At 65.4% G+C, this 24600-nt stretch carries 23 protein-coding genes; 17 read left to right on the top strand and 6 right to left on the bottom strand.

Annotation, left to right across the window (positions count from 1 at the left end):
• Window positions 1-91: 91 nt before the first annotated feature.
• The 8 genes from ABT375_RS05595 (at window position 92) to ABT375_RS05560 (ending at window position 9333) form a co-directional block, all read left to right on the top strand.
• Complete coding sequence (locus tag ABT375_RS05595) at window positions 92-646, top strand: tail tape measure protein (RefSeq protein ID WP_416464393.1); 555 nt, start codon at window positions 92-94, stop codon at window positions 644-646.
• Window positions 646-2976, top strand: a complete 2331-nt coding sequence (locus tag ABT375_RS05590; RefSeq protein WP_416464392.1) for a TIGR02217 family protein — start codon at window positions 646-648, stop codon at window positions 2974-2976. The genes ABT375_RS05595 and ABT375_RS05590 overlap by 1 nt, the downstream gene beginning before the upstream one ends.
• Complete coding sequence (locus ABT375_RS05585; protein ID WP_416464391.1) at window positions 2973-3812, top strand: DUF2163 domain-containing protein; 840 nt, start codon at window positions 2973-2975, stop codon at window positions 3810-3812. The genes ABT375_RS05590 and ABT375_RS05585 overlap by 4 nt, the downstream gene beginning before the upstream one ends.
• Complete coding sequence (locus tag ABT375_RS05580; RefSeq protein ID WP_416464390.1) at window positions 3809-4174, top strand: peptidoglycan endopeptidase; 366 nt, start codon at window positions 3809-3811, stop codon at window positions 4172-4174. Before ABT375_RS05585 ends, ABT375_RS05580 begins: the two co-directional genes overlap by 4 nt.
• A gap of 23 nt (window positions 4175-4197) precedes the next feature.
• Window positions 4198-6393, top strand: coding sequence for a phage tail protein (locus tag ABT375_RS05575; RefSeq protein ID WP_416464389.1), 2196 nt, complete (start codon window positions 4198-4200; stop codon window positions 6391-6393).
• A gap of 30 nt (window positions 6394-6423) precedes the next feature.
• Window positions 6424-6921, top strand: a complete 498-nt coding sequence (locus ABT375_RS05570) for a DUF2793 domain-containing protein (protein ID WP_224545741.1) — start codon at window positions 6424-6426, stop codon at window positions 6919-6921.
• 200 nt (window positions 6922-7121) lie between these two features.
• Window positions 7122-8174 (top strand): OmpA family protein, encoded by a 1053-nt coding sequence (locus ABT375_RS05565; RefSeq protein WP_416464388.1) that lies wholly within the window; start codon window positions 7122-7124, stop codon window positions 8172-8174.
• A 622-nt stretch (window positions 8175-8796) separates the two neighbouring features.
• Window positions 8797-9333: a superoxide dismutase family protein gene (locus tag ABT375_RS05560; RefSeq protein WP_416464387.1), complete on the top strand. Its 537-nt coding sequence runs from the start codon at window positions 8797-8799 to the stop codon at window positions 9331-9333.
• Window positions 9334-9423: 90 nt separating this feature from the next.
• On the opposite strand, the gene thpR is transcribed toward ABT375_RS05560, so the two are convergent.
• Entirely contained in the window at window positions 9424-9981 is a 558-nt protein-coding gene (gene thpR / locus ABT375_RS05555) for an RNA 2',3'-cyclic phosphodiesterase (RefSeq protein WP_416464386.1), read from the bottom strand.
• Window positions 9982-10104: 123 nt separating this feature from the next.
• Here thpR and ABT375_RS05550 point away from each other — a divergent pair, with 123 nt between their 5' ends.
• Window positions 10105-10839, top strand: a complete 735-nt coding sequence (locus ABT375_RS05550; protein ID WP_224545747.1) for a Bax inhibitor-1 family protein — start codon at window positions 10105-10107, stop codon at window positions 10837-10839.
• A gap of 125 nt (window positions 10840-10964) precedes the next feature.
• Here the strand turns inward: ABT375_RS05550 and ABT375_RS05545 are convergent, their stop codons facing one another.
• Window positions 10965-11594: a glutathione S-transferase family protein gene (locus tag ABT375_RS05545; RefSeq protein WP_416464385.1), complete on the bottom strand. Its 630-nt coding sequence runs from the start codon at window positions 11592-11594 to the stop codon at window positions 10965-10967.
• Window positions 11595-11663: 69 nt separating this feature from the next.
• Window positions 11664-12905, bottom strand: coding sequence for a hypothetical protein (locus ABT375_RS05540; RefSeq protein WP_416464384.1), 1242 nt, complete (start codon window positions 12903-12905; stop codon window positions 11664-11666).
• 130 nt (window positions 12906-13035) lie between these two features.
• Here ABT375_RS05540 and ABT375_RS05535 point away from each other — a divergent pair, with 130 nt between their 5' ends.
• Window positions 13036-13458 carry a hypothetical protein gene (locus ABT375_RS05535; protein WP_416464383.1) on the top strand — a complete coding sequence of 141 codons (423 nt, stop codon included), beginning with the start codon at window positions 13036-13038 and terminating at the stop codon, window positions 13456-13458.
• A 142-nt stretch (window positions 13459-13600) separates the two neighbouring features.
• On the opposite strand, the gene clpA is transcribed toward ABT375_RS05535, so the two are convergent.
• On the bottom strand, window positions 13601-15934 hold the full coding sequence (gene clpA / locus ABT375_RS05530; RefSeq protein ID WP_224545756.1) for an ATP-dependent Clp protease ATP-binding subunit ClpA: 2334 nt from the start codon (window positions 15932-15934) through the stop codon (window positions 13601-13603).
• Between the two features lie 153 nt (window positions 15935-16087).
• Window positions 16088-16285 carry a DUF1192 domain-containing protein gene (locus tag ABT375_RS05525; RefSeq protein ID WP_261934361.1) on the bottom strand — a complete coding sequence of 66 codons (198 nt, stop codon included), beginning with the start codon at window positions 16283-16285 and terminating at the stop codon, window positions 16088-16090.
• 103 nt (window positions 16286-16388) lie between these two features.
• Here ABT375_RS05525 and ABT375_RS05520 point away from each other — a divergent pair, with 103 nt between their 5' ends.
• The 7 genes from ABT375_RS05520 to ABT375_RS05490 all read left to right on the top strand — a co-directional run bounded on the left by ABT375_RS05520 (window position 16389) and on the right by ABT375_RS05490 (window position 23424).
• Window positions 16389-17393: an NAD(P)H-quinone oxidoreductase gene (locus ABT375_RS05520; protein WP_416464382.1), complete on the top strand. Its 1005-nt coding sequence runs from the start codon at window positions 16389-16391 to the stop codon at window positions 17391-17393.
• 415 nt (window positions 17394-17808) lie between these two features.
• Complete coding sequence (locus tag ABT375_RS05515; RefSeq protein ID WP_261934363.1) at window positions 17809-18681, top strand: UDP-2,3-diacylglucosamine diphosphatase; 873 nt, start codon at window positions 17809-17811, stop codon at window positions 18679-18681.
• A gap of 108 nt (window positions 18682-18789) precedes the next feature.
• Window positions 18790-19818, top strand: a complete 1029-nt coding sequence (locus ABT375_RS05510; RefSeq protein WP_416464381.1) for a glycosyltransferase family 4 protein — start codon at window positions 18790-18792, stop codon at window positions 19816-19818.
• Between the two features lie 144 nt (window positions 19819-19962).
• Window positions 19963-20646 (top strand): DUF1013 domain-containing protein, encoded by a 684-nt coding sequence (locus tag ABT375_RS05505; RefSeq protein ID WP_224546264.1) that lies wholly within the window; start codon window positions 19963-19965, stop codon window positions 20644-20646.
• 137 nt (window positions 20647-20783) lie between these two features.
• Complete coding sequence (locus tag ABT375_RS05500; RefSeq protein WP_416464380.1) at window positions 20784-22490, top strand: long-chain-fatty-acid--CoA ligase; 1707 nt, start codon at window positions 20784-20786, stop codon at window positions 22488-22490.
• A 40-nt stretch (window positions 22491-22530) separates the two neighbouring features.
• Window positions 22531-23064 (top strand): peptide-methionine (S)-S-oxide reductase MsrA, encoded by a 534-nt coding sequence (gene msrA / locus ABT375_RS05495; protein WP_416464379.1) that lies wholly within the window; start codon window positions 22531-22533, stop codon window positions 23062-23064.
• A gap of 96 nt (window positions 23065-23160) precedes the next feature.
• The gene (locus ABT375_RS05490) at window positions 23161-23424 is read left to right on the top strand and encodes a hypothetical protein (protein ID WP_224545770.1); all 264 of its coding nucleotides are present in this window, start codon (window positions 23161-23163) and stop codon (window positions 23422-23424) included.
• Window positions 23425-23533: 109 nt separating this feature from the next.
• Here ABT375_RS05490 and ABT375_RS05485 read toward each other — a convergent pair whose 3' ends face one another.
• Entirely contained in the window at window positions 23534-24487 is a 954-nt protein-coding gene (locus ABT375_RS05485; RefSeq protein WP_416464378.1) for an L-threonylcarbamoyladenylate synthase, read from the bottom strand.
• Between the last annotated feature and the right edge of the window lie 113 nt (window positions 24488-24600).

Raw genomic sequence — 24600 nt, 5'->3', positions numbered from 1 at the left:
TCCAACTTCGCCTAAGCCCGGGCTTCGCCGGGCAAGGCTTCGTATCCTTCTCCCCCACGGGGAGAAGGTTGTTTTTTATGGGGAGGCGCTGGTGGACGAGGAAATCGAGACGCTGGTGGTGCGGGTGCGGGCCGATACGCAGGGGCTGAGCCGCGATGTCGAGGCGATGCGGGCGGGGCTGGAAGGGCCATTGGGCGACGGGGCGGACCGGGCCGGGCGGCGGATCGAACAGGGGCTGATGCGCGCGGTGCGGACCGGCAAGTTCGGCTTCGAGGATCTGCGCCGGATCGCCGTCAGCGTGCTGGACGAGATTGCGGCGAGCGCTTTGCGGTCGGCCGTGGGCGGCGGGAGCGGTGGGGGCGGGCTGGCGAGCCTGGGCGCGTCGCTGCTGACGTCGGCGCTGGGGCTGCCGGGGCGGGCGACTGGCGGTCCGGTGGCGCCGGGGCGGGCCTATATGGTCGGCGAGCGCGGACCGGAAATGTTCGTGCCGACGAGCAGCGGGCAGGTGGTGGCTAACGGCAGTGGCGGCGGGCGGGACGTGCGGGTGAGCATCGCCGTGAACGGGCGCGGCGGGGAGAGCGAGCCGCGGTTGCTGGCGCGTAGCGCGCGGCAGGTGGCGCGGGCGGTGAAGGGGGCGCTGGGCTGATGGGCAGGATCGAACATTGGCTGGCCGATGCGCGGCGGGGACAGGAGACGCGCTGGATCAAGCGGTTCGCCGCGACGCACTGGACCGTCAATTTCCCGCGGCCGATGATGGCGAGCGTGGTGACGAGCGCGCCCGACGCATTGCGGGTGGATGCGGTCTTTTACGGGTCGGGCGATCTGGCGGGGCTGATCTGGGATGCGGCGGACCAGTGGAGCCATCCGTTGCTGGCCTATGACACGGACCGGGACTTTCGCGACTGTGTACTGTCGTTCCGCTGGCGCAGCGGCGGCGTGCGGACATTGGACGAGACGCATGGACCGACGCTGACGATCGAGGGGCGGGACGAGGAAGGCCATCCGCGCGCCTGGTATGTGCGGTTGTGGAACTATGCCAATGGTACGCCGGAAGATGCTGTCATCAGGCTGGATTTTTCCAGCTTGGCGGGCGGCTACCTGCTGCCCGACGAAAGCGATCCGGTGTGGGCGGGCGATGTGGACCGCATGTTCATTTCGCTGGTGCCGCCCGGCTATGACGAGGGCGACACGCCCTTTGCAGGGCCGCAAGAGGGGTGGGCGGAACTGAGCGAGATCGCCTGCGACGGGGCGGGATCGATGCTGACGATCGGCGACGTCATGCTGCCCGAACATGGACTGTCGATGGCGACCGGCTATGACGATTGTTTCAACCAGACGCCCGAGCGCGTGGTGGGCGCGATCCATGCGCTGGGCTATCGCGGGGCGATCAACCATTATGTCGGCATGAGCCATTATTTCCGGCTGGAGCGGCTGGGCGAGGGGCTTTATGTCAGTCTGGCGGGTGGCGTGCTGAATGCGCCCTGCGCGGCCTGGCACCGGGATTTTGCAGAACGGGCGAAGGCGCTGGGGTTCGGCGTCATCTGGTCGCTATCCTATGAATTGTTCGATGCGCATTGCTGGAACGACTGGAAGCAGCGGGCGGACAATGGCGATCCGGCGCTGACCGGATGGTCGCCGCCATCGACATTGCTGTCGCCGGCCCATGGCGGGGCGATGGGCTATTTGCAACAGGTGGCCGGGGCCTTTGTTTCCATCGGGTTGGAAGCGGACTTGCCGATCCTGTTTCAGGTCGGTGAACCCTGGTGGTGGGTGATGCCGGGCGACGGGCGGATATGCCTGTATGACGATGCGGCGCGGGCGGCGCTGGGCGGCAGTCCGGTGTCGATCTTGGATGTGCGGGGCGCGCTGGACGCGGCGCAATGCGCGTTGCTGGATGCGGCGGGGGTCTTGCTGGCGGCGTCGACGGCGGCGCTGTGCGCGGCGGTCAAGGCCGTAGCGCCGGGGGCAGTGACGCATTTGCTGGCCTATCTGCCGACCATATTGGACCCGCGCGCGCTGGAGGCCAAGCGGGCCAATATGCCCGTCGGTTGGGCATCGCCGGCTTTCGATGTGCTGCAACTGGAAGATTATGACTGGGTGACCGAGGGGCGGCCGGGGCTGACCGCGCGGGGCGTGGCGCTGGCGACGGCGCGGCTGGGCTATCCGATCGAAGAGCAGCATTATTTGTCGGGCTTCGTGCTGTTGCCCGAACAGGCGGGGCAATGGCGGGAGATTAGCGCGGCGGCGCAGGCGGCGGTGGCGCGGGGGACGGCGCAGACCTTCATCTGGGCGCTGCCGCAAGTCTGTCGCGACGGCTTCACCTGCTTCAGCATCGATGGGGAGGATGATGTGCAAGCCTTTGACGATATAGTGTTTCCGCTCGCCATCGGGCGGGAGGCGAGCCTGTCGCCGGCCTTTTCGACGCAGATCGTCGAAAGCCCGTCCGGCCATGAGCGGCGCAGCAGCGACTGGGCCGATGCGCGCCTGTCGTTCGACGCCGGGCCGGGGGTCAGGTCCGATGCGGACATCGCCGCGCTGATCGCTTTCTTTCGCGCGCGGCGCGGGGCGGCGCGGGGGTTTCGCTTTACCGATCCCTATGATGATCGCAGCGGCGCGCCGGGCGTCGCGCCTTTGCCGATCGACCAGCGGCTGGGGATCGGCGACGGGGTGCGGGCGACGTTCCAGTTGATGCGCCATTATGGCGTGGGCGAGGAGGCGCAGGCACGGGTCATCACCCGGCCGGTGGCGGGGAGCATCCGGGTGGCGGCCGACGGGGTCGAACTGACCGAGGGGTGGAGCCATGCGGGGCTGGGCGTGATCGCGTTCGATGACGCGCCCGATGCCGGTGTGGTGCTGAGCGCTGGTTATCGTTTCGACGTGCCGGTGCGCTTTGCCGAGGACCGGCTCGACATCAACCGGGCGACCTTCGCCGCGGGCGAAGCGCCGTCGGTGCCGCTAGTGGAGATACGCGAATGAGCGATGTCGAGAGGCTAAGCCAGCCGCTTAATACGCTGGCCTTTTGCTGGCGGATCGAGCGGCGGGACGGGGTGACGATCGGGCTGACCAGCCATGACCGGGATCTGGACATAGGCGGGCTGACCTATCGCGCCGCGCCGGGGATGACGCCGTCGGCGGTGCGCAACGGGATCGGGCTGGATGGCGAGGATAGCGATGTCGCAGGCGCGCTGTCGAGCGATGCGATCGGCGAGGCGGACCTGATGGCGGGGCGCTGGGACGGGGCGGCGCTGGAATTGCGGCTGACGCAGTGGGAGGTTTTGGGGGAGGCTTTGGGAGAGGAACCGGGCGCGCTGTGGCTGTTGCTGGCGCGGGGCGAGATCGGCGCGGTGGCGCGCAAGGGCGGGGCGTTTACGGCGGAACTGCTGGGCGCCGCGGCGGTGCTGAGCGGGCCGGTGGCGCCGTCGACCTCGCCCGATTGCCGGGCAAGGCTGGGCGACGCGGCGTGCCGGGTCGATATGGCCGGGCGTCGGCGGATCGTAGCAGTAGGGAGCGTCGATGACGTCGATGTGGCGGTCGGCGGATTGGCGGCTGGAGCCTATGCGTTCGGTGCGTTGCGCTGGCTGACCGGGGCCAATGCGGGGCTGACGCAGGCGGTGGTCGACAATGGCGCGGACGGGCTGGTGCTGGCCGATCCGCCGGCCTTTGCGGTGATGGCAGGGACGTTGGCGTTGCTGACCGAAGGGTGCGACCGGCAATTGGCGACCTGTGCGGCGCGGTTCGGCAACGCGCTCAATTTCCGTGGAGAACCCTATTTGCCGGGGATGGACCTTTTGACCCGCTATCCCGGCGCATGAGCGGGGTAGTCGAGCGCGCGCGGGCGCTGGTCGGCGTGCCGTTCCGGCTGCACGGGCGCAATCGCGCGGGGCTGGATTGCGTCGGGCTGGCGGCGCTGGCGATGGGGCGGGAAGCGCATTGCGCCTACGGGCTACGCAGTGGCGATATCGGGCGGGCGGAAGGCTGGCTGCGGGCGGCGGGGTTGCGGCCGGTGGAGATTGGGGAGCCGGGCGACCTGGCGCTGGTGCGACCGGGGCCGTTGCAACTGCATCTGATGATCGGAACCGGGGCGGGGTTCATCCATGCCCATGCGGGAATCGGGCGGGTGGTGGAGATGCCGGGGGCGTCGCCCTGGCCGGTGATCGGGTGGTGGGCCTTATAACGTTATATTTGGGGAGAGCGCATATGGCGACGGTGGTGCTGACGGCGGTGGGGACCGTGCTGGGCGGGCCGATCGGCGCTGCGATCGGCGCGGTGATCGGCAATGTCATCGACAATCAGATATTGTTCAAGCCCAAGGGGCGCGAGGGCGCGCGACTTGCCGACCTGCAATTGCAGACGTCGAGCTATGGCACGCAAGTCCCAAAGCTGTTCGGAACGATGCGGGTGGCGGGGACGGTGATCTGGGCGACCGACCTGAAGGAGACGAAGAGCAAGAGCGGCGGCGGCAAGGGGCGGCCGAGCGTGACAAGCTACGCCTATTCGGCGAGCTTCGCGGTGGCGCTGTCGGCCCGGGCGATCGGGCAGGTCCGGCGCATCTGGGCGGACGGCAATCTGCTGCGCGGGGCGGCGGGGGATTTCAAGACGGAGGTTTCGGCCTTTCGCGTCCATGCGGGCGGCGAGGGTCAAGCGGCCGATCCGCTGATCGCGGCGGCGCAGGGCGTGGGGCTGACCCCGGCGCATCGCGGGATCGCCTATGTGGTGTTCGAGGATCTGGCGCTGGCCGATTATGGCAATCGCATTCCGTCGCTGACCTTCGAGGTGGAGGCCGATGCCGGGCCGGTGCTGATCGGCGCGGTGGCTGCCGTGTTGAGCGCGGGGCGGCTGGAGGGCGATGGGCTGGCCGCGGTGGACGGCTTTGCCGGGAGCGGGAGCGATGTGCGGGCGGCGATCGCGCCTTTGGTCGAGGCGCATAGGCTGGCGTTGCAGTCGGGGGCGGATGGGCTTCGGTTGACGGCCGCTGGCGCGGCGGATGGCGCGATAGAGGCGGACGGGCTGGCGCGGCGCGTGAACGGGCAGACGATCGATCCGGTCGAGCGATCGGGCGCGGCGGCCGATGCGGTGCCGGTGGCGCTGAGCCTACGTCACTATGATGCCGCGCGCGACTATCAGGCCGGGGTGCAGCGGGTGACGCGGCCGGGGCCGGGACGGCAGGAGCAGGGGATCGAGTTGCCCGCCGTGATGGCGGCGGACGCGGCGCGGGCGGTGGCGGCGGAGCGGCTGGGCGCGGGTTGGACCGGGCGGGCGACGATGACGTTGCGCTGCGACTGGCGCGCGCTGGCGCTGGCACCCGGCGCGGTGGTGACGGTGGCGGATGCGCCGGGCCTGTGGCGGATCGAGGAACGGGAATGGGAAGCGATGGCGGTGCGGCTGGCGCTGCGCCGGGTGCCGGGCGCGGGCGGGGCGCTGCCCGCCGGGGCGTCTTCGGGCGCGATCGTGCGGCAGGCGGATGCGCCCCATGGCGCGACGACGCTGATGCTGGCCGACCTGCCGCAGATCCAGGACGGGGCGGCGAGCGCGCCGTTGCTCGTCGCAGCGGCGAGCGGGGGCGCAGGTTGGCGCAGCGCGGCGCTGTTCGTGATGGGCGAGAGCGGGGAGGCGGTGCCGATCGGACGCAGCGCACCGCGGGCGGTCATGGGAATGGCGGACGCCGCCTTGCCAAGCGGCAGCGCGACGCTGATCGATCGGCAGCATCCTCTGATGGTGACGTTGCTGGCGGTGGATATGGACCTAGGCGGGGCGGACGAGGCGACGCTGGCGCAGGGGCGGAACCTGTGCCTCGTCGGCCGCGAGCTGGTGCAGTTCGAAACGGCGGTGCGAACCGGGCCGGCCAGCTATCGGCTGGGCGGGCTGCGCCGGGGGCTGCGCGGCACCGAATGGGCGATGGACGGGCATGAGGCCGGCGAGCCGTTCCTGCTGATCGAGGAGGAGCGGCTGGTGCAGCCGCTGGCGGCGCTGGGCACGGTGGGCGAGGTCGGCGCGACGCTGCGGCTGGCGGCGGTCGGGCTGGGCGATGTCGAACCGGTGGAGGCGACGCTGGCAATCAGCGGGGAGGCGCTGATGCCGCCCTCGCCGGTGCATCTGACGGTGCGGGCGCAGGATGGCGGGCAGGCGTTCTGCTGGGTCCGGCGTAGCCGTGCCGGATGGCGATGGAGCAATGGGAGCGACGTGCCGCTGGGCGAGGAGGCGGAGCGCTATCGCATCGCGGTGATGGATGGGGCGACGGTGGTGCGCAGCGCGGAAAGCGGCGCGCCGGAGTGGTTCTATTCGGCGGCGATGATCGCGGCGGACGGGACCGCGGGCCGGCCGCTGGTCGCGGACGTGCGCCAGTTGGGGACGCTGGCGCAGGGGCGGGCGGCGCGGATCGGCTTTATCGCCTGAGCGCATATGGGGTGATCGAGGAGAAAAGTTATGGACGGAACGCCGCGTTGGGCGCTGCCGCTGCTGTTCGCAGGGCAGGCGCAGAAGGAAATCCAGCATAATGAGGCGCTGGCGCTGGTCGATGCGCTGCTGCACGGGCAGGTGGAGAGCGCCGACCTGAGTGCGCCGCCGGGTGCGCCCGCGGTCGGCCAGTGCTGGATCGTCGCCGCCGGCGCATCGGGCGACTGGTCCGGACGGGCGGGATCGATCGCGCTGTGGACGGAGGGCGGGTGGCGCTTCGTCGCCGCGCGCAGCGGGATCAGGGTCGCTGCGGCCGACCGCGATCACGCGCTTTTCTTCGATGGGGCAGAGTGGCGCAGCGAAGCGATACGAAGCGCTGGCCTGTTTATCGAGGATGAGCGAGTGGTGGGGCCACAGAGGGCGGCTATCGCGGCGCCCGGCGGTGGCGCCGTGATTGACGTCGAGGCGCGCTCTACGGTCGCCGACATTCTGGCGGCCTTGCGCAGCCATGGCCTGATCGCGAGCTAATATTACGGGCCTGTGCATTTCTTGTTGCAGGTCCGCGTCAATAGTCTAGGATTCCTCCGCATTAGCTTGGCAAAGCTGTGAAAGCCGGGCTAGTGCGTTATTTTTGCAACGGTTTCACTAATTGTGGACTTGCCATGAAACCTTCTTGCGAATACAGGGTTTCAGCAGTCCTTCGTGACACTCTTGAAAGGGGAATTCAAATGCGGAAGCTTGCCCTCGCGGCTGCGCTTGCGACCACCGTCCTGGCCACCCCGGCCATGGCGCGTGACAATAGCTGGTATGTCGGCGTCGATGCCGGCGTCCTGCTCGTCGAAGACCAGGATATTGAATTGTCGACCGCCGTCACCACCGCCGATTATCATAAGGGTTATGATTTCGACGCGAACATCGGCTATGATTTCGGCGGTTTCCGTCTGGAAGCCGAAGCCGCTTACAAGCGCGCCAAGGTCGATCTGGACAAGAGCGGCTTCGGCGGCGCAGCCTCGGCTCTCTCGTTCATGCTGAACGGCTTGCTCGACTTCGGTCCCGATGATGGCCTGCAGGGCTTCGTCGGCGGCGGTGTCGGCGTTTCGCGCGGCAAGCTGGCGACCGATCTGGTCAACGACAGCGACACCGGTTTCGCCTGGCAGGCGATCGCGGGCGTTCGTTACCCGGTCACCAACAATGTCGACGTTTCGCTGAAGTATCGTTTCTTCAATCAGGACGATATCAAGGTCATCCCGGCATACACCACGGGCCTGGCCGTTGCAGGCGACACCATCAACACCAAGCTGCGTACGCACAGCCTGTTGTTGGGTCTGACCTACAACTTCGGTGGCGAACCGGCTGCTACGCCGCCGCCCCCGCCGCCCCCGCCCCCGCCGCCTCCTCCGCCCCCGCCGCCCCCGCCGCCGGTTGCGGAATGCAACCCTGGCCCGTACATCGTGTTCTTCGAATGGGACAAGTCGGACATCACGCCTGACGCCGCCACCATTCTGGACAACGCGGTTTCGGCCTACAGCAGCTGCGGCAGCGCTCAGGTCATGCTGGCCGGTCACGCTGACCGTTCGGGTGCCGCTTCCTACAACGTCGGCCTCTCGCAGCGCCGCGCTGACTCGGTCAAGGCCTATCTGGCCTCGAAGGGTATCCCTGATGGTGTCATCACCACCCAGGCCTTCGGTGAATCGAAGCCGCGCGTCGACACCGCGGACGGCGTTCGCGAAGTCCAGAACCGTCGCGTGGAAATCAGCTACGGTCCGGGTTCGGGCATGTAAGCCGATTTCCGTTCTTCGGAATGGAAACAGAATTGGGGGCTGGTCGCAGGACCAGCCCCTTTTTCTTTGGCCGATTGGTTAGGGATCGTCCGTTGCGCCGGGGCATCGCACACGGGGCCAAGGCGTTGTCGGGAAGGCCTCGCCGGTGGCGGGGTGCTTCACTGTCGCGCGTGGATTGACAGACAGCGCGGCGATGGCCGGGGCTTCAAGGCCCGATGATGAATGACGGCACGGTGCTGGGACATGCGGCGGCGAATGGCGAGCCTGCGCGATGGACGCGCCGGTCCCTTGGGCGAACATGCCAGAGAGCATGGCGCACAGATTATCTGCGTCGCCATCCCGCCTTGCGCGCGAAGCGGCGCAGTATAGCAAGCCGTCCGCTTTCCATGTCATCGGGTCTACGATCGATAGGCGGGGTGCTGTGCGCCACGAAACGCCGTCCGCCCGGCATCGATGCGCCAGTAAGAAAGATGCGGTCGACAGCGATCAACGGGCGGTAGATACGCATCGATTGCCTTCTTGCGAAAGCTTATCAAAAGAACGGTGACAAATCGATCCGGATGGGCAACAAAAGCGCTTCAGCGGCGTTAGCGCCTTATCTTGCCCTTCCTGGGAGCTATCCATGAAAATTCTTCCGCTTCTCACCGCCTTGCCGATCGTCCTGGCCGCATCCGCCTGCGCCACCACATCGGACGCGCCCAGCGCTGCGCCGACCGCTTCGGCCAAGCTGGCGGCGGCCGACGGGACTGCGCGCGGGACGGCGACCGTGACCCAGGCGGGCGACGGTCTGCACGTCGTGGTCAAAGCGATGGGGCTGACCCCTGGCATCCACGCCGTGCATATCCATACCACGGGCCAGTGCGCTGCGCCCGACTTCGCGAGCGCGGGTGGCCATTGGAACCCGACCGCGCGCAAGCATGGCAAGGATAATCCCGCCGGCATGCATATGGGCGACATGCCTAATATGACGGTAGGCCCGGATGGCACCGGGGCGATCGAATATCATATCGCGGGCGCGGCGATCAGCGAGGGCGCGACGCCTTTGCTCGACACCGACGGCGCGGCAGTGGTCGTGCATGCGCAAGCCGACGACAATATGAGCGATCCGGCCGGCAATGCCGGTGGCCGCGTGGCGTGCGGCGTGCTGGCGGCGGGCTGACCGCCGCGCCGTCTGTGCGGTTGACGTTATGAGGCTTTCGAAAGGCGCTTCGGGCTTTGGGTTTCGGGGCGCCTTTTCGATATCGGACGATCAGTCCAGCGATGGTTGCGCGGCGCCGTCGTCGGCGTAATCCGCTATCGCCTGATAGATCGCGCGCTGCTGACCGAGACGGCTTTCGAACAGGGTGAAGTGATCGACCCGAAAGAGCGCGCCGGTCAGGGCGGCATGGCGGGCGAGAAAGGGAGCGATCAGTCCGCCCGCCCGGCCGAAGCGGGCGAGGGTGACGTGGGGCAGATAGGCGCGGCTTTCGGGTAGCAGGCCGACCGAAACGCAGACGCGATCTATTTTCCGATGCAGCGCCGCTAGGGGATCGCGCGGTTTGACACCGGCCCAGAGCGTATCGACCACGCCCTTGCGGTCGAACGCGCCGACGCCCGAAAGATGTACGTCGAACGGAGCGAAGCGGATCGCGCCCAGGGCGTCGGCGAGGTCATTGGCGCGGTGGCGGTCGACTTCACCGATGAAGCGCAACGTTAGGTGCAGTTGATCGTCGCCTTGCCAGCGCGCGCCTTCAACGCCGTCCATCAAGGAAAGAAGATTCGCGCGCTGATCGGCGGGCGGGCGGATGGCGACGAACAGGCGATGCATGGGGAAGATATAGGGCGATCGACACGATCCGTCACCGGCCGTGCCGGTTTGGCTTGAATCACGCGGCCGATGCGCCGATAATGGAGATATCGGCAAAGCGTGCCGGTGAAGGAGACGATTTTCATGGCCAACTGGTCCGACCCCCGTTCCGACATTGCGGGCTTTGGCGGCGCCACCGCTGCGCGCGGCGAGGCGTTCGACGCCGGGCTGCGCAGCTATATGCTGTCGGTGTATAATTATATGGCGAGCGGCGTGCTGCTGACGGGCGTCGTCGCGCTGCTGTTCGCGTCGAGCGGCATGGCTGAAGCGGTGTTCTTCGGTCCCGGCATCCTGAAATATATCGTGATGTTCGCGCCGCTGCTGTTCGTGATGGTGTTGAGCTTCGGCATCAATCGCTTGTCGACGGTCGCTGCGCAGGGCCTGTTCTGGGCCTATGCCGCGGTGATGGGCGTGTCGCTATCCTATATTTTCCTGGCCTATACCGGTACGTCGATCGCGCAGACCTTCTTCGCGACCGCGGCGGCGTTCGCAGGGCTCAGCCTGTGGGGCTACACCACCAAGAAGGATCTGTCGGGTTTCGGCACTTTCCTGATCATGGGCGTAGTCGGCCTGCTGGTGGCGAGCCTGATCAATATCTTCATGAAGTCCAATGCGATGAGCCTGGTCATCAGCGGCGTCGGCGTGCTGCTGTTTGCCGGCCTGACCGCTTATGACACGCAGAAGATCAAGAGCATCTATGCCCATGTCGCGGGCACGGACATGATGGGCAAGTCGGTGGTGATGGGGGCGCTGAACCTCTATCTCGACTTCATCAACATGTTCATGTTCCTGCTGCGCCTGTTCGGCGATCGCCGCTGATCGCTAAGGCGTGAAGCCCGATCAAAAGGCCCGGTGGAGCGATCCGCCGGGCCTTTTTGTTGTGCGAAAATCGGGACGTTCGCTTCGCTCGCGGCCCCCGTCAGGGAAGGGAGCGAGGTGCGCGCTCAGCCTTGCTTCTGCATTTCGGCGATGAGGGCGCCGTCGATCTCTTTCTGCCGCTTGTAGGCCGGGCGCTCGCGCAGGCGGGCGGCGTAGGATTCCAGGGCGGGGCTGGAGGGGATGGACTTGAAGCTCAGACCCCAGTCGATCTGCGAGCCGACATAGACATCGGCGGCGGTAAATTGGTCGCCGCAAATCCAGGCGTCGCTCGCGACCGCCGTTTCGAGGGTGGCTATCGTATCTTCGAATGTGCCATAACCGGCCGTGCGCTCGCGGCCTTCGGGAACGACGAAGCCCAGCGCCTTGTTGGTCACGGCGGCCTCGACCGGGCCGGCGGCGAAGAAGAGCCAGCGATAATAGGTATGGCGCTGGTCGAGCGCGGGGGCGAGGTGCGCGGCCGGGAAGGCATCGGCCAGATAGGCGCAAATGGCGGCGCATTCGGTGATGACCCGGCCGTCATGGACGATGGCGGGCACCTTGCCCATCGGATTGATCGCCAGATAGTCGGGCGCCTTCATCGACGCGGCATAATCGAGGATCACCGTGTCATAGGCCTGGCCGACCTCCTCCAGCATCCAGCGGACGATCTGCCCGCGCGACATCGGGTTGGTGTAGAAGATGAGGTCAGAGGGCATGGGCTTCTCTCCTGAATCGAGGCAAGGAAGGTGGCGCAAGCGACGGGCAGGCGCCACCCCCTTTCCGGGTCAGCAGCCCACGCCCATGGCGCTGCCGAGCATCCCGCCTAGGCCGCCGCCACATTTTTTCTTTTTCTTTTGTTGTTGCTGGGTCGGTGCATCGTCCCCGTTATCGCCAGCCTGGCCCATCATGCTGCCCATGTCCGGGCCGTTCAGCATCCACATGGTGTTGGCGCGATAGCGGACGCGGGCGATCCATTCCGGTTTCCATACGGCCTTGGGGTCGGCGGGGCGGGGCGGGTAGGTGAAATTGGCCTCTGGGCCATAGGCGTAGAGGCTGCCCATCAGCATCTCTCCGCCCGCCTGGGTGACGGCGGCAGGGACGGTGCAACTGGTCTGGCTGGGCGGCATGACGATTTTCTGCGCGATCATCTTCTGCACGGCGGCAGGCGACATCCAGTCCCACACCGGGCCACCGAATGCCTGGGTCGCCGAGGAGGCCCACCAGACCATGTCGCCATTCTCCTTGGCGCCGAAGGTCCAGGCGTAATAGCCGGTCGCCTGCGGCAAGCTGTTCCAGCTGAGGATCGTCGCGCCGCCGGCGATCGCGCGGGCGGTGCCGGTGATGGCGGGCATGAAGTCCTGCTTCAGGTTGAAGGCGATGTCGGGGCTGTAATTGCCGCTGATACGATGATCGCCGAGCAGGGAGGCATTGGCGGGAACGGTCTTGCGCGTCTGGCTGTTGGGCCAGTCGCCATAGGTCTTGCTGTTGGAGGCGCGGATTTGCCATTCCTGTGGAATCGATGCGCCACTCATGTAGAGGCCGGGCGGCATCTGGCCCTTGGCGACCTTGGCGAAGTCGATCACGACCGGCTGGCCCGCACCAGGCGTGGCGCCGCAGCCCCAATAGAGGAGCAGCCGGCCCTTGGGGCGCTCGCCCGGCATGGGCTGATCGTCGCTGGGGACGATGCGGGGCGTGACGAGCGGGACGGAGGCGCCGAGGCCTGCGCCGGCGGGCATGAAATGATCGGCGGCGGGCGCGCCGCTGGCGGGCGCGCGGGTGGAGCCGAGGCGCAGGACGAGTTCGTGGAGTGGCTGGTTGCGGCCGCCGCCCATCATCATGCTCATGGCCGCGCCCATGCCGCCGCCGCCACCCGCCATGGCGGCCATGCCGGACATGGTGCCGGCGTCGATCGTGTAGCGGGCAATGGGGCCGGATGCCTGCTGGCTGGTGCCAGGGGCGGCGAGGAGGGTGAAGGATGCAAGCAGAAATGCGCCGCGAGCGGGGCGCGAAGTCAGGAGTTTGCGCACAACATCTGTTCCTTGATCGTTACGGAAGAGATGCGACCTTTTTTCTGGGAAGGGAAACGTAGCAGAGATTCAGGGGACGGGGGAGGGGGGAGTTGGTAAGCTGCTCCCATGAAGATACCGTGAGACGCCCATGATGAAATTTTCGATTGCGGTCGCGATCATGGCGATGGCGCAGGCTGCCTCCGCCGCCGACGACCGGATGGCCAGACTGAACGCCTCTGACATTCGATCCGCATTGGTGGGGCATATGGTCCGTTATGAGCGGCCGGGCTGGACGGATACGGGCGTTCAAGAAGAATTTCGCGACGACGGGCGATGGCGGGGCACGCGCTACAACAGAGGGCCGAGTTCGTTTTCCGGTCTGTGGGAAATCGCCGACGATCGGCTTTGTGTGGTCGCCATGCAAGGATTGACGGGGTATCGCTGGGCGCATGGTTGGGTTTGCAGAGAAGTGTGGCGAGGGCAGCAATCCGGCCGTTTGTTTATGGACCATGTGGTCATGCTGGAGGGGCGGCAGGTGGTTCATGTAGAGGCATTGAAGCCGCAATTGTGATTGCCGCCGCTTTACCCTCTTCCGACTTCGCCTAGGCGGCAAGCTGCCAAGGCTACATATCCTTCTCCCATGGGGAGAAGGATTTTCATACGAAAAGAGCGACCCTCGCGGGCCGCCCTTTCGTCATCGCGTGTGAAGACTCTTACTTCGTGCCTTCCGATGCCTTGGCCTTGCCGCCCTTCTTGCCCTTTTTGGGGGCGGCCGGGGTGATCTGGAAGGCGAGCGCCCCCACCCCGTCGGCATCTTCCTTCATATGGACATGGACTTCGCCGCCATGGACCAGCTTGCCAAACAGCAGTTCCTCGGCCAGCGGCTGCTTGATCTTTTCCTGCATCAAACGGCCCATCGGTCGGGCGCCGTACAGCTTGTCATAGCCCTTCTTCGTCAGCCAGGCCTTGGCGTCGTCGTCCAGGGTGATGTGGACGTCGCGGTCGGCCAGTTGCAGCTCAAGCTGTAGCACGAACTTGTCGATGACGCGGGCGACGACTTCGGTCGGCAGATAGTCGAACGGCACGATCGCATCGAGGCGGTTGCGGAATTCGGGGGTGAAGAGCTTCTTCACCGCGTCTTCCTGGACATCCTCGCGCGTGAACTCGCCGAAACCGATGCTTTCCTTCGCCATGTCCGACGCACCGGCATTGGTGGTCATGATGAGGATGGTGTTGCGGAAATCGACGGTCTTGCCGTGGTGATCGGTCAGGCGTCCATTATCCATCACCTGCAACAGGATGTTGAACAGGTCGGGATGCGCCTTTTCGATCTCGTCGAGCAGCAGCACGCTATGCGGTTGCTGGTCGACGGCATCGGTCAGCAGGCCGCCCTGGTCATAGCCGACATAGCCCGGAGGCGCGCCGATCAGCCGGCTGACCGAATGGCGTTCCATATATTCCGACATGTCGAAACGCTGGAGCGGGATGCCCATGATCGAGGCGAGCTGGCGCGCCACCTCCGTCTTGCCGACGCCGGTGGGGCCGGAGAAGAGATAGTTGCCGATCGGCTTGTCGGGATCGCGCAGCCCCGCGCGCGACAGTTTGATGGCCGACGACAGCACTTCGATCGCCTTGTCCTGGCCGAACACGACACGCTTAAGGTCCGTGGTGAGTGAACTCAGCACGGTCTTGTCGTCGGACGATACCGTCTTGGGGGGGATGCGGGCCATGGTCGCGATGACCTGCTCGATCTCCTTGGGGGTGATGGTCTTCTTGCGCTTGGACGGCACCACGAGCATCTGCATGGCGCCGACCTCGTCGATTACGTCGATCGCCTTGTCGGGCAATTTCCGGTCGTTGATGTAGCGCGCCGACAGCTCCACCGCCGCCTTGATCGCATCCGGCGTATATTTGACGTGGTGATGCTCCTCGAACGCGGTGCGCAGGCCGGCGAGAATCTTGATCGTATCCTCGATCGTCGGCTCGTTCACGTCGATCTTCTGGAACCGGCGCAGCAGGGCGCGGTCCTTTTCGAAGTGATTGCGGAACTCCTTGTAGGTGGTCGAGCCGATGCAACGGATCGTGCCGCCCGACAAAGCGGGTTTCAGCAGGTTGGACGCATCCATCGCGCCGCCGCTGGTGGCGCCCGCGCCGATCACGGTGTGGATCTCGTCGATGAAGAGGACCGCGTGCGGCATCTTTTCCAGTTCGGTCACGACCGCCTTCAGCCGTTCCTCGAAGTCGCCGCGATAGCGGGTGCCGGCCAGAAGCGCGCCCATGTCCAGCGAGTAGATGACGGCTTCCTTGAGGACGTCGGGGACTTCTCCTTCCACGATCTTGCGCGCCAGACCTTCGGCGATCGCCGTTTTGCCCACGCCCGGATCGCCGACATAGAGCGGGTTGTTCTTCGAGCGGCGGCACAGGATCTGGATCGTGCGATCCACTTCCGCGGTTCGGCCGATCAGCGGGTCGACCTTGCCACGGCCCGCTTTCTCATTGAGGTTGACGGTGAACTGTTCGAGGGCGCTATCCTTCTTACCCTTGCCGTCCTGCACCTTTTTTTCCTCCTCGGAAGCGCCCTTGGTCTCCTGACGCTCGGGCGCGGGCGTGCCCTTGCCGACGCCATGGCTGATGAAGCTCACGGCATCGAGGCGGCTCATATCCTGCTGTTGCAGGAAATAGACGGCATAGGATTCGCGTTCGGAGAAGAGCGCGACGAGCACGTTGGCGCCCGTCACTTCATCCTTGCCGGACGACTGGACGTGCAGGATGGCGCGCTGGACCACGCGCTGGAAACCGCTGGTGGGGGACGGGTCGCTGGACCCCTCCACCTTCAGGCTGTCGAGTTCGGTGTCGAGATAATGGGTGACGGCGTCGCCCAGTTCGCCCAGCTCCACGCCGCACGCCTGCATCACCTTTGACGCATGTTCGTCATCAATCAGTGCCAGGAGGAGATGCTCCAGCGTGGCATATTCATGCTTGCGCTCCGACGCGTGCGTCAGCGCGTTGTGCAAGGTGGTTTCAAGAGCGGGTGCGAATGAAGGCATGTCTGTTCTACTCCTGGCCCCAAAAAGGGGTAGTGTTGAACCATATGTCGGCATTGCTCGACGCGGGATCAAGGCCGCAGCCCCGACCAGCGGAATTGCCTGACTGCCCAAGCCCTATGGTGCCCTTAAGGGCGCAGGGGGCAAGGCGCGGGTTCATCGCCTGAATAACGCCTCGGCACTTGCCTTATGGTTAACGGCGTTTTCCTTTATCGATCTGGTGCGCGCGATTTCCGTTTCCAGAGCGACGATGCGGGCGTCCAGTTCGGCAACGGACAAAGGCCCCAGATCCTGCCTCAACAGGCGGGCCAGCGGATCATCTCCCTTGTTCGGCAGATCGTCATCCAAGTCCATGACGCCAATGTTGACCCTGCGGGCCACTCTGTCAATAAGGGCGCAGGTTCCGTCCGTCGATTTTTGGTGCGGCGCAACATGGTTAACGACCGGGGGCAGTAACATGGCGGATGTGGGCGCAGTACCGGGCGAGATGACGGCGATCGCGATCGTCACGCCGGGCGGGCCGGAAGCGCTGGTGCCGGAACGGCGGCCGGTGCCCGTGCCGGGCGAAGGCGAGGTACTGATCAAGGTTGCGGCCGCGGGCGTCAATCGGCCCGACGTGTTGCAGCGGCAGGGCAAATATCCGCCGCCGCCGGGCGCTTCCGACATTCCGGGACTGGAAGTGGCCGGGACCATCGTGTCGGCCGGCAGCGGCGCGGATAAGCTGGTGGGGCAGAAGGTGTGCGCGTTGCTGGCAGGTGGAGGCTATGCCGAATATGCGGTGGCGCCGGCGGGGCAATGCCTGCCGCTGCCCGACGACTATGATCTGGCCGAGGCGGCGGCGCTGCCCGAAACCCTGTTCACCGTGTGGACCAACTTGTTCGAGCGCGCCTATGCGGTGGGCGGCGACACGGTACTGGTCCATGGCGGGACCAGCGGCATCGGCACCATGGCGATCCGGCTGTGCAACCTGTTCGACGTGCGCGTGATCGTGACCTGTGGGTCGGAAGAGAAGTGCGCGCAGGCGCTGGAATGGGGCGCGAACCATGCGGTCAATTACAAGACGCAGGACTATGTCGAGGAAGTGAAGGCGATCACCGGCGGGCAGGGGGTGCAGGCGGTGCTCGACATGGTCGGCGGCGATTATGTGCCGCGCAACCTGGCTTGTCTGGCCGAGGATGGACGGCATGTGTCGATCGCGGTGCTGGGCGGGGCGAAGGCGGAGATTTTCATCCCGGCGATCATGAGTAAGCGGCTGACCATCACCGGATCGACGCTGCGGGCGCGGTCGGTGGGTTTCAAGAGTCTGGTCGCGGACGAACTGATGCGGACGGTGTGGTCTTTCGTGGGCGAGGGGAAGCTGCGCCCGGCGATGGACCGGAAGTTCGCGCTGGCGGATGCGGCCAAGGCCCATGCGCGGATGGATGCGGGCGAGCATTTCGGGAAGATCGTGCTGGTGGTTTGATGGGGGTCATTAGCGAACCCGAAGGCTGTAAGCGTTGCGGACATCTCATCGGTTATCACTGGGATGGTGACGGTGAAATGTGGTGCACCGCCTGCGAGTGTAAGGGATATGTTGATCCCGATGAGCCAAAAGTCGTGAGCCGACGTCCTAATGCTGCGGATGATAAAAGGGAAACGTCACCCTGAACTTGTTTAGCTGCGCTGGCCTTCGGCTCAGGGTCCATTTTGCCAAATCGAGGGAAGGTTGGTGCCGCGCGATGGATGCTGAAACAAGTTCAGCATGACGAATGAAATGAGGCGCGCTCCTCCGGTCAACCCCCGCAAACCGTAGCATTTCCGTCATATTCTCTTCGGAACTGTAACATTGCGCGCTTAAGGATTCGCTCCCAAGGACATTGGTCTTTGGGGATCGTATCATGAACGCCATTACCCGCCTGCCCTTCCTGAGCGAGTTGGAAGAGGGCGCGGACGACCGTTTCCATATCCCTGAGCGGGAAGGGCAGCGGCGCCGCTATCGCACCATCTGGATTTCCGACATTCACCTCGGCACGCGCGGCTGCAATGCCGCGATGCTGATCGACTTCCTCGACACTGTGGACAGCGACACCATCTATCTGGTGGGCGACATCATCGACGGATGGCGCCTCAAGAAGCGCTTCTACTGGCCGGCCAGCCATAATGACGTGGTCTGGCGCCTGATGAAGCGCGCCAAGCGCGGCACGCGGGTCGTCTACATCCCCGGCAATCATGACGAGATGTTCCGCCAGTTCACCGGCATGAGCTTTGGCGGCGTCGAAATCCGGCGCAAGGCGATCCACACGACCGCGGACGGGCGCAAGCTGCTGGTGTTGCATGGCGACGAGTTCGACACGATCATGCTGGCGCATCGCTGGTTGGCCTTCGTCGGCGACGCGGCCTACACGACGCTGATGCGGCTCAATGTCGTGGTCAATGCCGTGCGCCAGCGCATGGGGTTGCCCTATTGGTCGCTCAGCAAGATGGCCAAGCACAAGGTCAAGAACGCCGTGTCCTTCATTTCCCGGTTCGAGGAAGTGGTGGCGCATGAGGCGGGCGCGCGCGGAGTCGATGGCGTGGTGTGCGGTCATATCCACAATGCCGAGATGCGCGAGATAGAGGGCATCGACTATTATAATGACGGCGACTGGGTCGAGGGTTGCACGGCGCTGGTGGAACATGGCGACGGGCGGATGGAAGTGCTGCACTGGGCCGACGAGATCGCCAGGCGCGAGCAGGAAGAACAGGACGCGCGGGCGCGGATGGCGGCCTGATATGATGGCTGACTGCTTCGTACCAAGTCGAGCATCGCAAGGGATGCGCTAACCGTTTCTCGACTGCGCTCGACACGAACGGCCGTAGGTGAATAAGGAATGATCCCCATGCGCATAGCGATCGTCACCGATGCCTGGAGTCCGCAGGTCAATGGCGTGGTGCGCACGCTCCAGACGATCCGCGCCGAACTGGAGCGGATGGGGCATGTGGTCGAGGTCATTTCGCCCGATCTCTATGGCTCCATTCCCTGCCCGACCTATCCCGAAATCCGGCTGGCGCTGGTCCGGTCGACCGTGGTGGGGCAGGCGATCGCCGCGTTCCAGCCCGATGCGGTGCATCTGGCGACCGAAGGGCCGCTCTGCCTGGCGGCGCGGCGCTGGTGCCTGCGCAGCGGCGTGCCGTTCACCACCGCCTACCACACCCATTTTCCCGACTATGTCGCACAGCGCACCGGCCTGCCTGCGGCCTGGTTCTGGCGGTATATCCGCTGGTTCCATGGGCCGGCGCAGGCAGTGCTGGTGTCTACCCGATCTGTGCGCGACCAGTTGCGCGCCCATGGCGTGCCCAATGTGCGGCCATGGGGTCGGGGGGTCGATCTGGCCGCCTTCACCCCCGATGCACCGCCGCCCGACGCGTTCGCGAATCTGCCGCGTCCGATCATGCTCTATGTCGGGCGGGTCGCGGTGGAGAAGAATCTGGAGGCGTTCCTCGCCACGGATCATGCCGGCACCAAGGTCGTTGTCGGCGATGGGCCGGTGCGCGCGACGCTGGAGCGTGCCTATCCGCAGGCCCGCTTCCTGGGGCCGATGTTCGGCGCGGCGCTGGCGGGCGCCTATGCCGGGGCGGACGTGTTCGTCTTTCCCAGCCGCACCGATACGTTCGGGCTGGTGATGATCGAAGCGCTGGCCTGCGGCACGCCGGTTGCGGCCTATCCGGTCACCGGGCCAATCGATATCGTGACGGCGGACAGCGGAGCGTTGTCGGAAGATCTGGGGCAGGCGATCGCCGCCGCATTGTCGTGCGATCGCGCCGCCTGCGCCGCTTATGGACAGAGCTTCAGTTGGGAGCGCAGCGCGCGCGAGTTTCTGGAGGGCCTGCACGCGATCCCGGCGACACTGATCGAAAGCGCCGCCTGACGCTATTCCCGGGGGGCGATGCTTTTCCCAAGGATTCTGTTGCCGCACGCAGCGGGATGTTCTATCTCTGATCCGTCGTGGCCGCCCTGCTTGGGCGGCCCTTATCGTTTTTACGCCGGAGAAGACCCCGTGTCCCAGCCCCTCATGCCTCACGCGACCGCCAGCTGGCTGGTCGACAATAGCGCTCTGAGCTTCGACCAGATCGCGGAATTCTGTGGGCTTCATATTCTGGAAGTGCAGGCTATCGCCGACGACACCGCCAGCATCAAATATACCGGCCGCGATCCGGTACGCGCCCATGAAATCACCATGGAAGAAATCCACAAGGGCGAGAACAATCCCGACTATCGGCTCAAGATGCTGAAAGGGCCGGAGCCTGTCCGCCGCACCAAGGGGCCGCGCTACACGCCCGTCAGCAAGCGTCAGGACAAGCCGGACGGCATCGCCTGGATACTGCGTCATCATCCGGAGATTTCGGACGGCGCGATCGGCAAGTTGATCGGCACCACGCGCACCACTATCGCCGCGATCCGCGATCGCACCCACTGGAATATCTCCAACATCACCCCCAAAGATCCTGTGACGCTGGGCCTGTGTTCGCAGCGCGAGCTGGACGGGCTGGTTGCCAAGGCGGCCAAGAAGGCGGGTATCGAGGCGCCCACCGATTCGCGCCTGGACGGCGATCGCGAAGCGCTGATCGAGGAATTGCGTCGCGAGCGGCAGGAGACTGTTCGCCGTGCCGAAGAGGCGTTGAAGACCGAGGCCGACCTGATTTCCAGCACGGCCACCATCCTCGATCCGTTCAGCAGCAACAAGGGCGAGGTGTGATGCCGTAGCGTCATCGGCGACTTGGGTTAAGTCGCTGCGACGCAGCATTTTTCGGGGTCGCGCGGCTGATGCTGCGCGGCCCTTTTTGCTGTGCTTGACGCTTGCGTAAAGCGGGACATGTCCATACACTTCAAGCCATGGAGAGCATGGAAAAAACCTGGAGAGAGCGGTACCAGCACCCGACGGCCTGGGACCAGACATTCCCACCGCTGTCGATGGGCGAGATGGTGACTCATAGCGTTAAGGCGCATCCCGATGCCCCGATGATCGACTTCATGGGGCGGCATTTCAGCTATGGCGCGATGCTGGAACAGATTCGCCGCATCGCCTGTGGCTTGCAGGGCATGGGCGTGAAGAAGGGAGACCGGGTCGGCCTCTATCTGCCCAACACCCCGCATTATGTCGCGGCCTATTATGGCGCGCTGATGGCCGGCGCGATCGTCGTCAACTTCTCCCCTCTCTATACCGCCGCCGAACTGGAGCATCAGGTTGCGGATAGCGGCACGAAAATCCTTTTCACCCTGTCGGCCAAGGCGTTGTTGCCCACCGCGCTGGAGGTGTTGGAGCATAGCGAACTGGAAACGCTGGTCGTCGGTTCGGTCGCGGAGATGCTGTCGCCGGTCAAGTCGCTGCTGTTCCGCTGGTTCAAGGCCAGCGAGTCCACGCCCTTGCCGCACGATCCGCGGGTGATGCGCTATGACCAGTTGATCGCCAATGCGGGTGGCTGCACCGTGCCGGAAATCGACCCGGTCAATGACGTGGCGCTGTTGCAATATACCGGCGGGACGACCGGTACGCCCAAGGGCGCGATGCTCACCCACCAGAACCTCACCGCCAATGCGCGGCAGGCGCAGGCGATCGATCCGCATGCGAACGAGCCGGACCGGATCATCGCGGTGCTGCCCTTCTTCCATGTCTTCGCCAATACCTGCACGCTCAACCGGACGGTGGTGAATGGCGGCGAGATGGTCATGCTGCCGCGCTTCGACGCGGCGCAGGTGCTGGCGGCGGTGCAGCGGGTCAAGGCGACGTCGCTGCCCGGCGTGCCGACCATGTTCCAGGCGCTGCTGGACCATCCCGCCATCCGCAATATCGATTTCTCCTCGCTGCGCGCCTGCATTTCGGGCGGCGCGCCGCTGGCGCTGGAACTGAAGCAGAAATTCGAGGCAGCGACCGGCGCGCGTCTGATCGAAGGCTATGGTCTGACCGAAACCAGCCCGATCGTCTGCACCAATCCCTATGAGGGGCTGAACAAGAGCGGGACGGTAGGCCAGCCGGTGCCGGGGACGCGGGTCAAGCTGGTCGATCGCGAAGACCCGACCCGCCCGCCGCCCGAAGGCGAGCCGGGCGAACTGCTTTTCGCCGGGCCGCAGATCATGAAGGGCTATTGGAACCGGCCCGACGCCGATGCCGAAGTGTTTGTCGGCGAATATGTCCGCACCGGGGATGTCGGCCTGATCGACGAGGACGGCTATGTGAAGATCGTGGACCGGCTCAAGGACATGATCGCGGTCGGTGGCTTCAAGGTGTTTCCCAGTCAGGTGGAATCGGTTCTCTACCACCATCCCGCGGTCAAGGAGGCGCTGGTGATCGGCATCCCCGACCATTATCGCGGCGAGCAGCCCAAGGCGTTCGTAACCCTGAACGAAGGCGCGGAGATCGACGGCGCGGCGCTCAAGGACTGGCTCAACCCCCAACTGGGCAAGCATGAGCGGGTGTGCGAGGTAGAGGTGCGCTTGAACCTGCCCAAGACGCTGGTCGGCAAGCTGTCGCGCAAGGAACTGGTGGCCGAAGAGCGGGCCAAGGCGGATGCGGCACGGACGGAGGCTGGAACCGCGGCCTGATCCTTCCTATCTGAGGGGCGACCACAGATAAGGAATGAACATGGCGCAGGAAATCGCGACGCTGGCCGGTGGCTGCTTCTGGTGTACCGAAGCGGTCTATCAGAATCTCAAGGGCGTGGAGAGCGTGGAAAGCGGCTATATCGGCGGGGCGCAGCCCGATCCCACCTATGAACAGGTCTGTTCGGGCGCGACCGGCCATGCCGAGGCGATCCGCATCACCTATGACCCCGCCGTCATCAGCTATGCCGATCTGCTCGACATTTTTTTCGCCACCCATAATCCCACGACCTTGAACCGTCAGGGCAATGATGTCGGCACCCAATATCGGTCGGCCATCTTTCCCCATTCGGCCAGCCAGGACACGGAAGCGCGTGCGGGCATAGACCGGGCGCAGGCGGACCAGAGCGACCCGATCGTCACCACGATCGAACCGGACGCGCCCTGGTATCCGGCCGAGGATTATCACCAGAAATATTGGGACCGGGTCGGCGACCGGAACCCCTATTGCATGGCGGTGATCCCACCCAAGCTCGCCAAGCTGCGCAAGGGCTTCGCCGCCCGGATCGATGGCTGATCATTCGCCACGGCCCGTCGCGTTTCGCGCCGTCCTTGGTGGGCGGTTCCTGTCGCCTATGCTAGGGAAGCGCGAACGCACAGTCGGGGATGGACGATGAAGAAGTTGGTTTTGCTGGCGACGCCCTTTTTGCTGTTGGCGCTGCCGGGGTGCGTGCGCACGGTCGCGAGCGTCGTGACGGCGCCTGTGCGCGCGGGAGCGCAGGTCGTGGACTGGTCGACAACCAGCCAGAGCGAAGCCGACCGCAATTATGGCCGCAAGATGCGCAAGCAGGAAGCGCGCGAGGGCAAGGAGCGCAAGAAAGCGGACCAGGAACGGCGCAAACAGTGCCGCGAGGCCGGCTACGACAATTGCGGTTGACTGGAATGAACGCGGATTGCTGCCGTGTGAAACAGGGCGGTGGATATGTGTAGCGGGCGGGGAAGTGGCCCAAAATGGCGTTACCAGACGCGACCAGCTAGGCGGTGGATCACGCCGCGGCGCGGCGCAGTCGGTCGTTGATAGCCGCGCCGATGCCGTCGGGCGGGATCGGCGCCACGGCGATTCGGGTCGCGGCGCTGGCATCGGCGAAATGCAGCGCGGCGAACAGATGGGCCGCAGCCTCGCGCATGTCCGCCTCCTGACTGAGGTTGATATGGCAGGGCATCAGCCCGAAGCCGATCAGATATTCGTCCTTTTCCGCCCGGAGTGCGTTCAAGCGTACCGGCTTGGACGGCGCATAATGGCTTTCGAGCTGGCCGGGCGCCTCGATCTTGCCGTCATCGGTCACGATCACCGGCAGTCCGGTCGCCTCTTCCAGCATCGCGGTCGTGACAGGGCCGGGGCGTAGCAGGCGGACGCGATCCTCTGCGGGCGCGACGATGGTGGATTCCAGCCCCTCGCTCGTCGGCCCTTCGTCCAATATCATCCGGATCTTGCCACCCAGGCTGGCGAGCACATGTTCGGCGCAGGTCGGGCTGATCGAACCGCTGCGATTGGCGGAAGGCGCGGCGAGGGGACAGCCGCTTTCGCGGATCAACGCGCGCATCGCCGGATGAGCGGGCAGGCGCAGCGCGACCGTCGGCAGCCCCGCTGTCACCAGCGGCGACAGGCCGCTGTCGCTGCGTACCGGCAACACCAGAGTCAGCGGCCCCGGCCAGAAGCGGTCGGCCAGAACGCTGGCGACGGGCGAAAAATCGGCCAGCCGCTCCGCCATGGCGCGATCGGCGACATGAACGATCAGCGGATTGAAGCTGGGCCGTCCCTTGGCGCTGTAGATTGCGGCGACGGCATTGCTGTCGGTGGCGTCGGCGGCCAGGCCGTAGACCGTCTCGGTCGGCACTGCCACCGGCTCCCCCGCACGGATCAGCAAGGCCGCCTCGCGCAGGGCTTCGGTGCCATAGCGGCAGGATCTGGTCGAAAATGATGGATGAGCGATAGTCACGACCCCTGCGATATAGACCCCGCCTTGGGCAAGTAAAAGGCCATTGCGTCAGGGAAATGACATGGTCGCGACCTGGTGGCGACAGGCGCGAACCAATCGCGCGGACGCTTGCG

It is taken from the genome of Sphingomonas sp. VDB2 (assembly GCF_047946695.1).
GTDB lineage: Bacteria > Pseudomonadota > Alphaproteobacteria > Sphingomonadales > Sphingomonadaceae > Sphingobium > Sphingobium bisphenolicum.
Note: the sequence above shows the minus strand (reverse complement) of the source record. Positions and strands in the feature narration are given on the sequence as shown.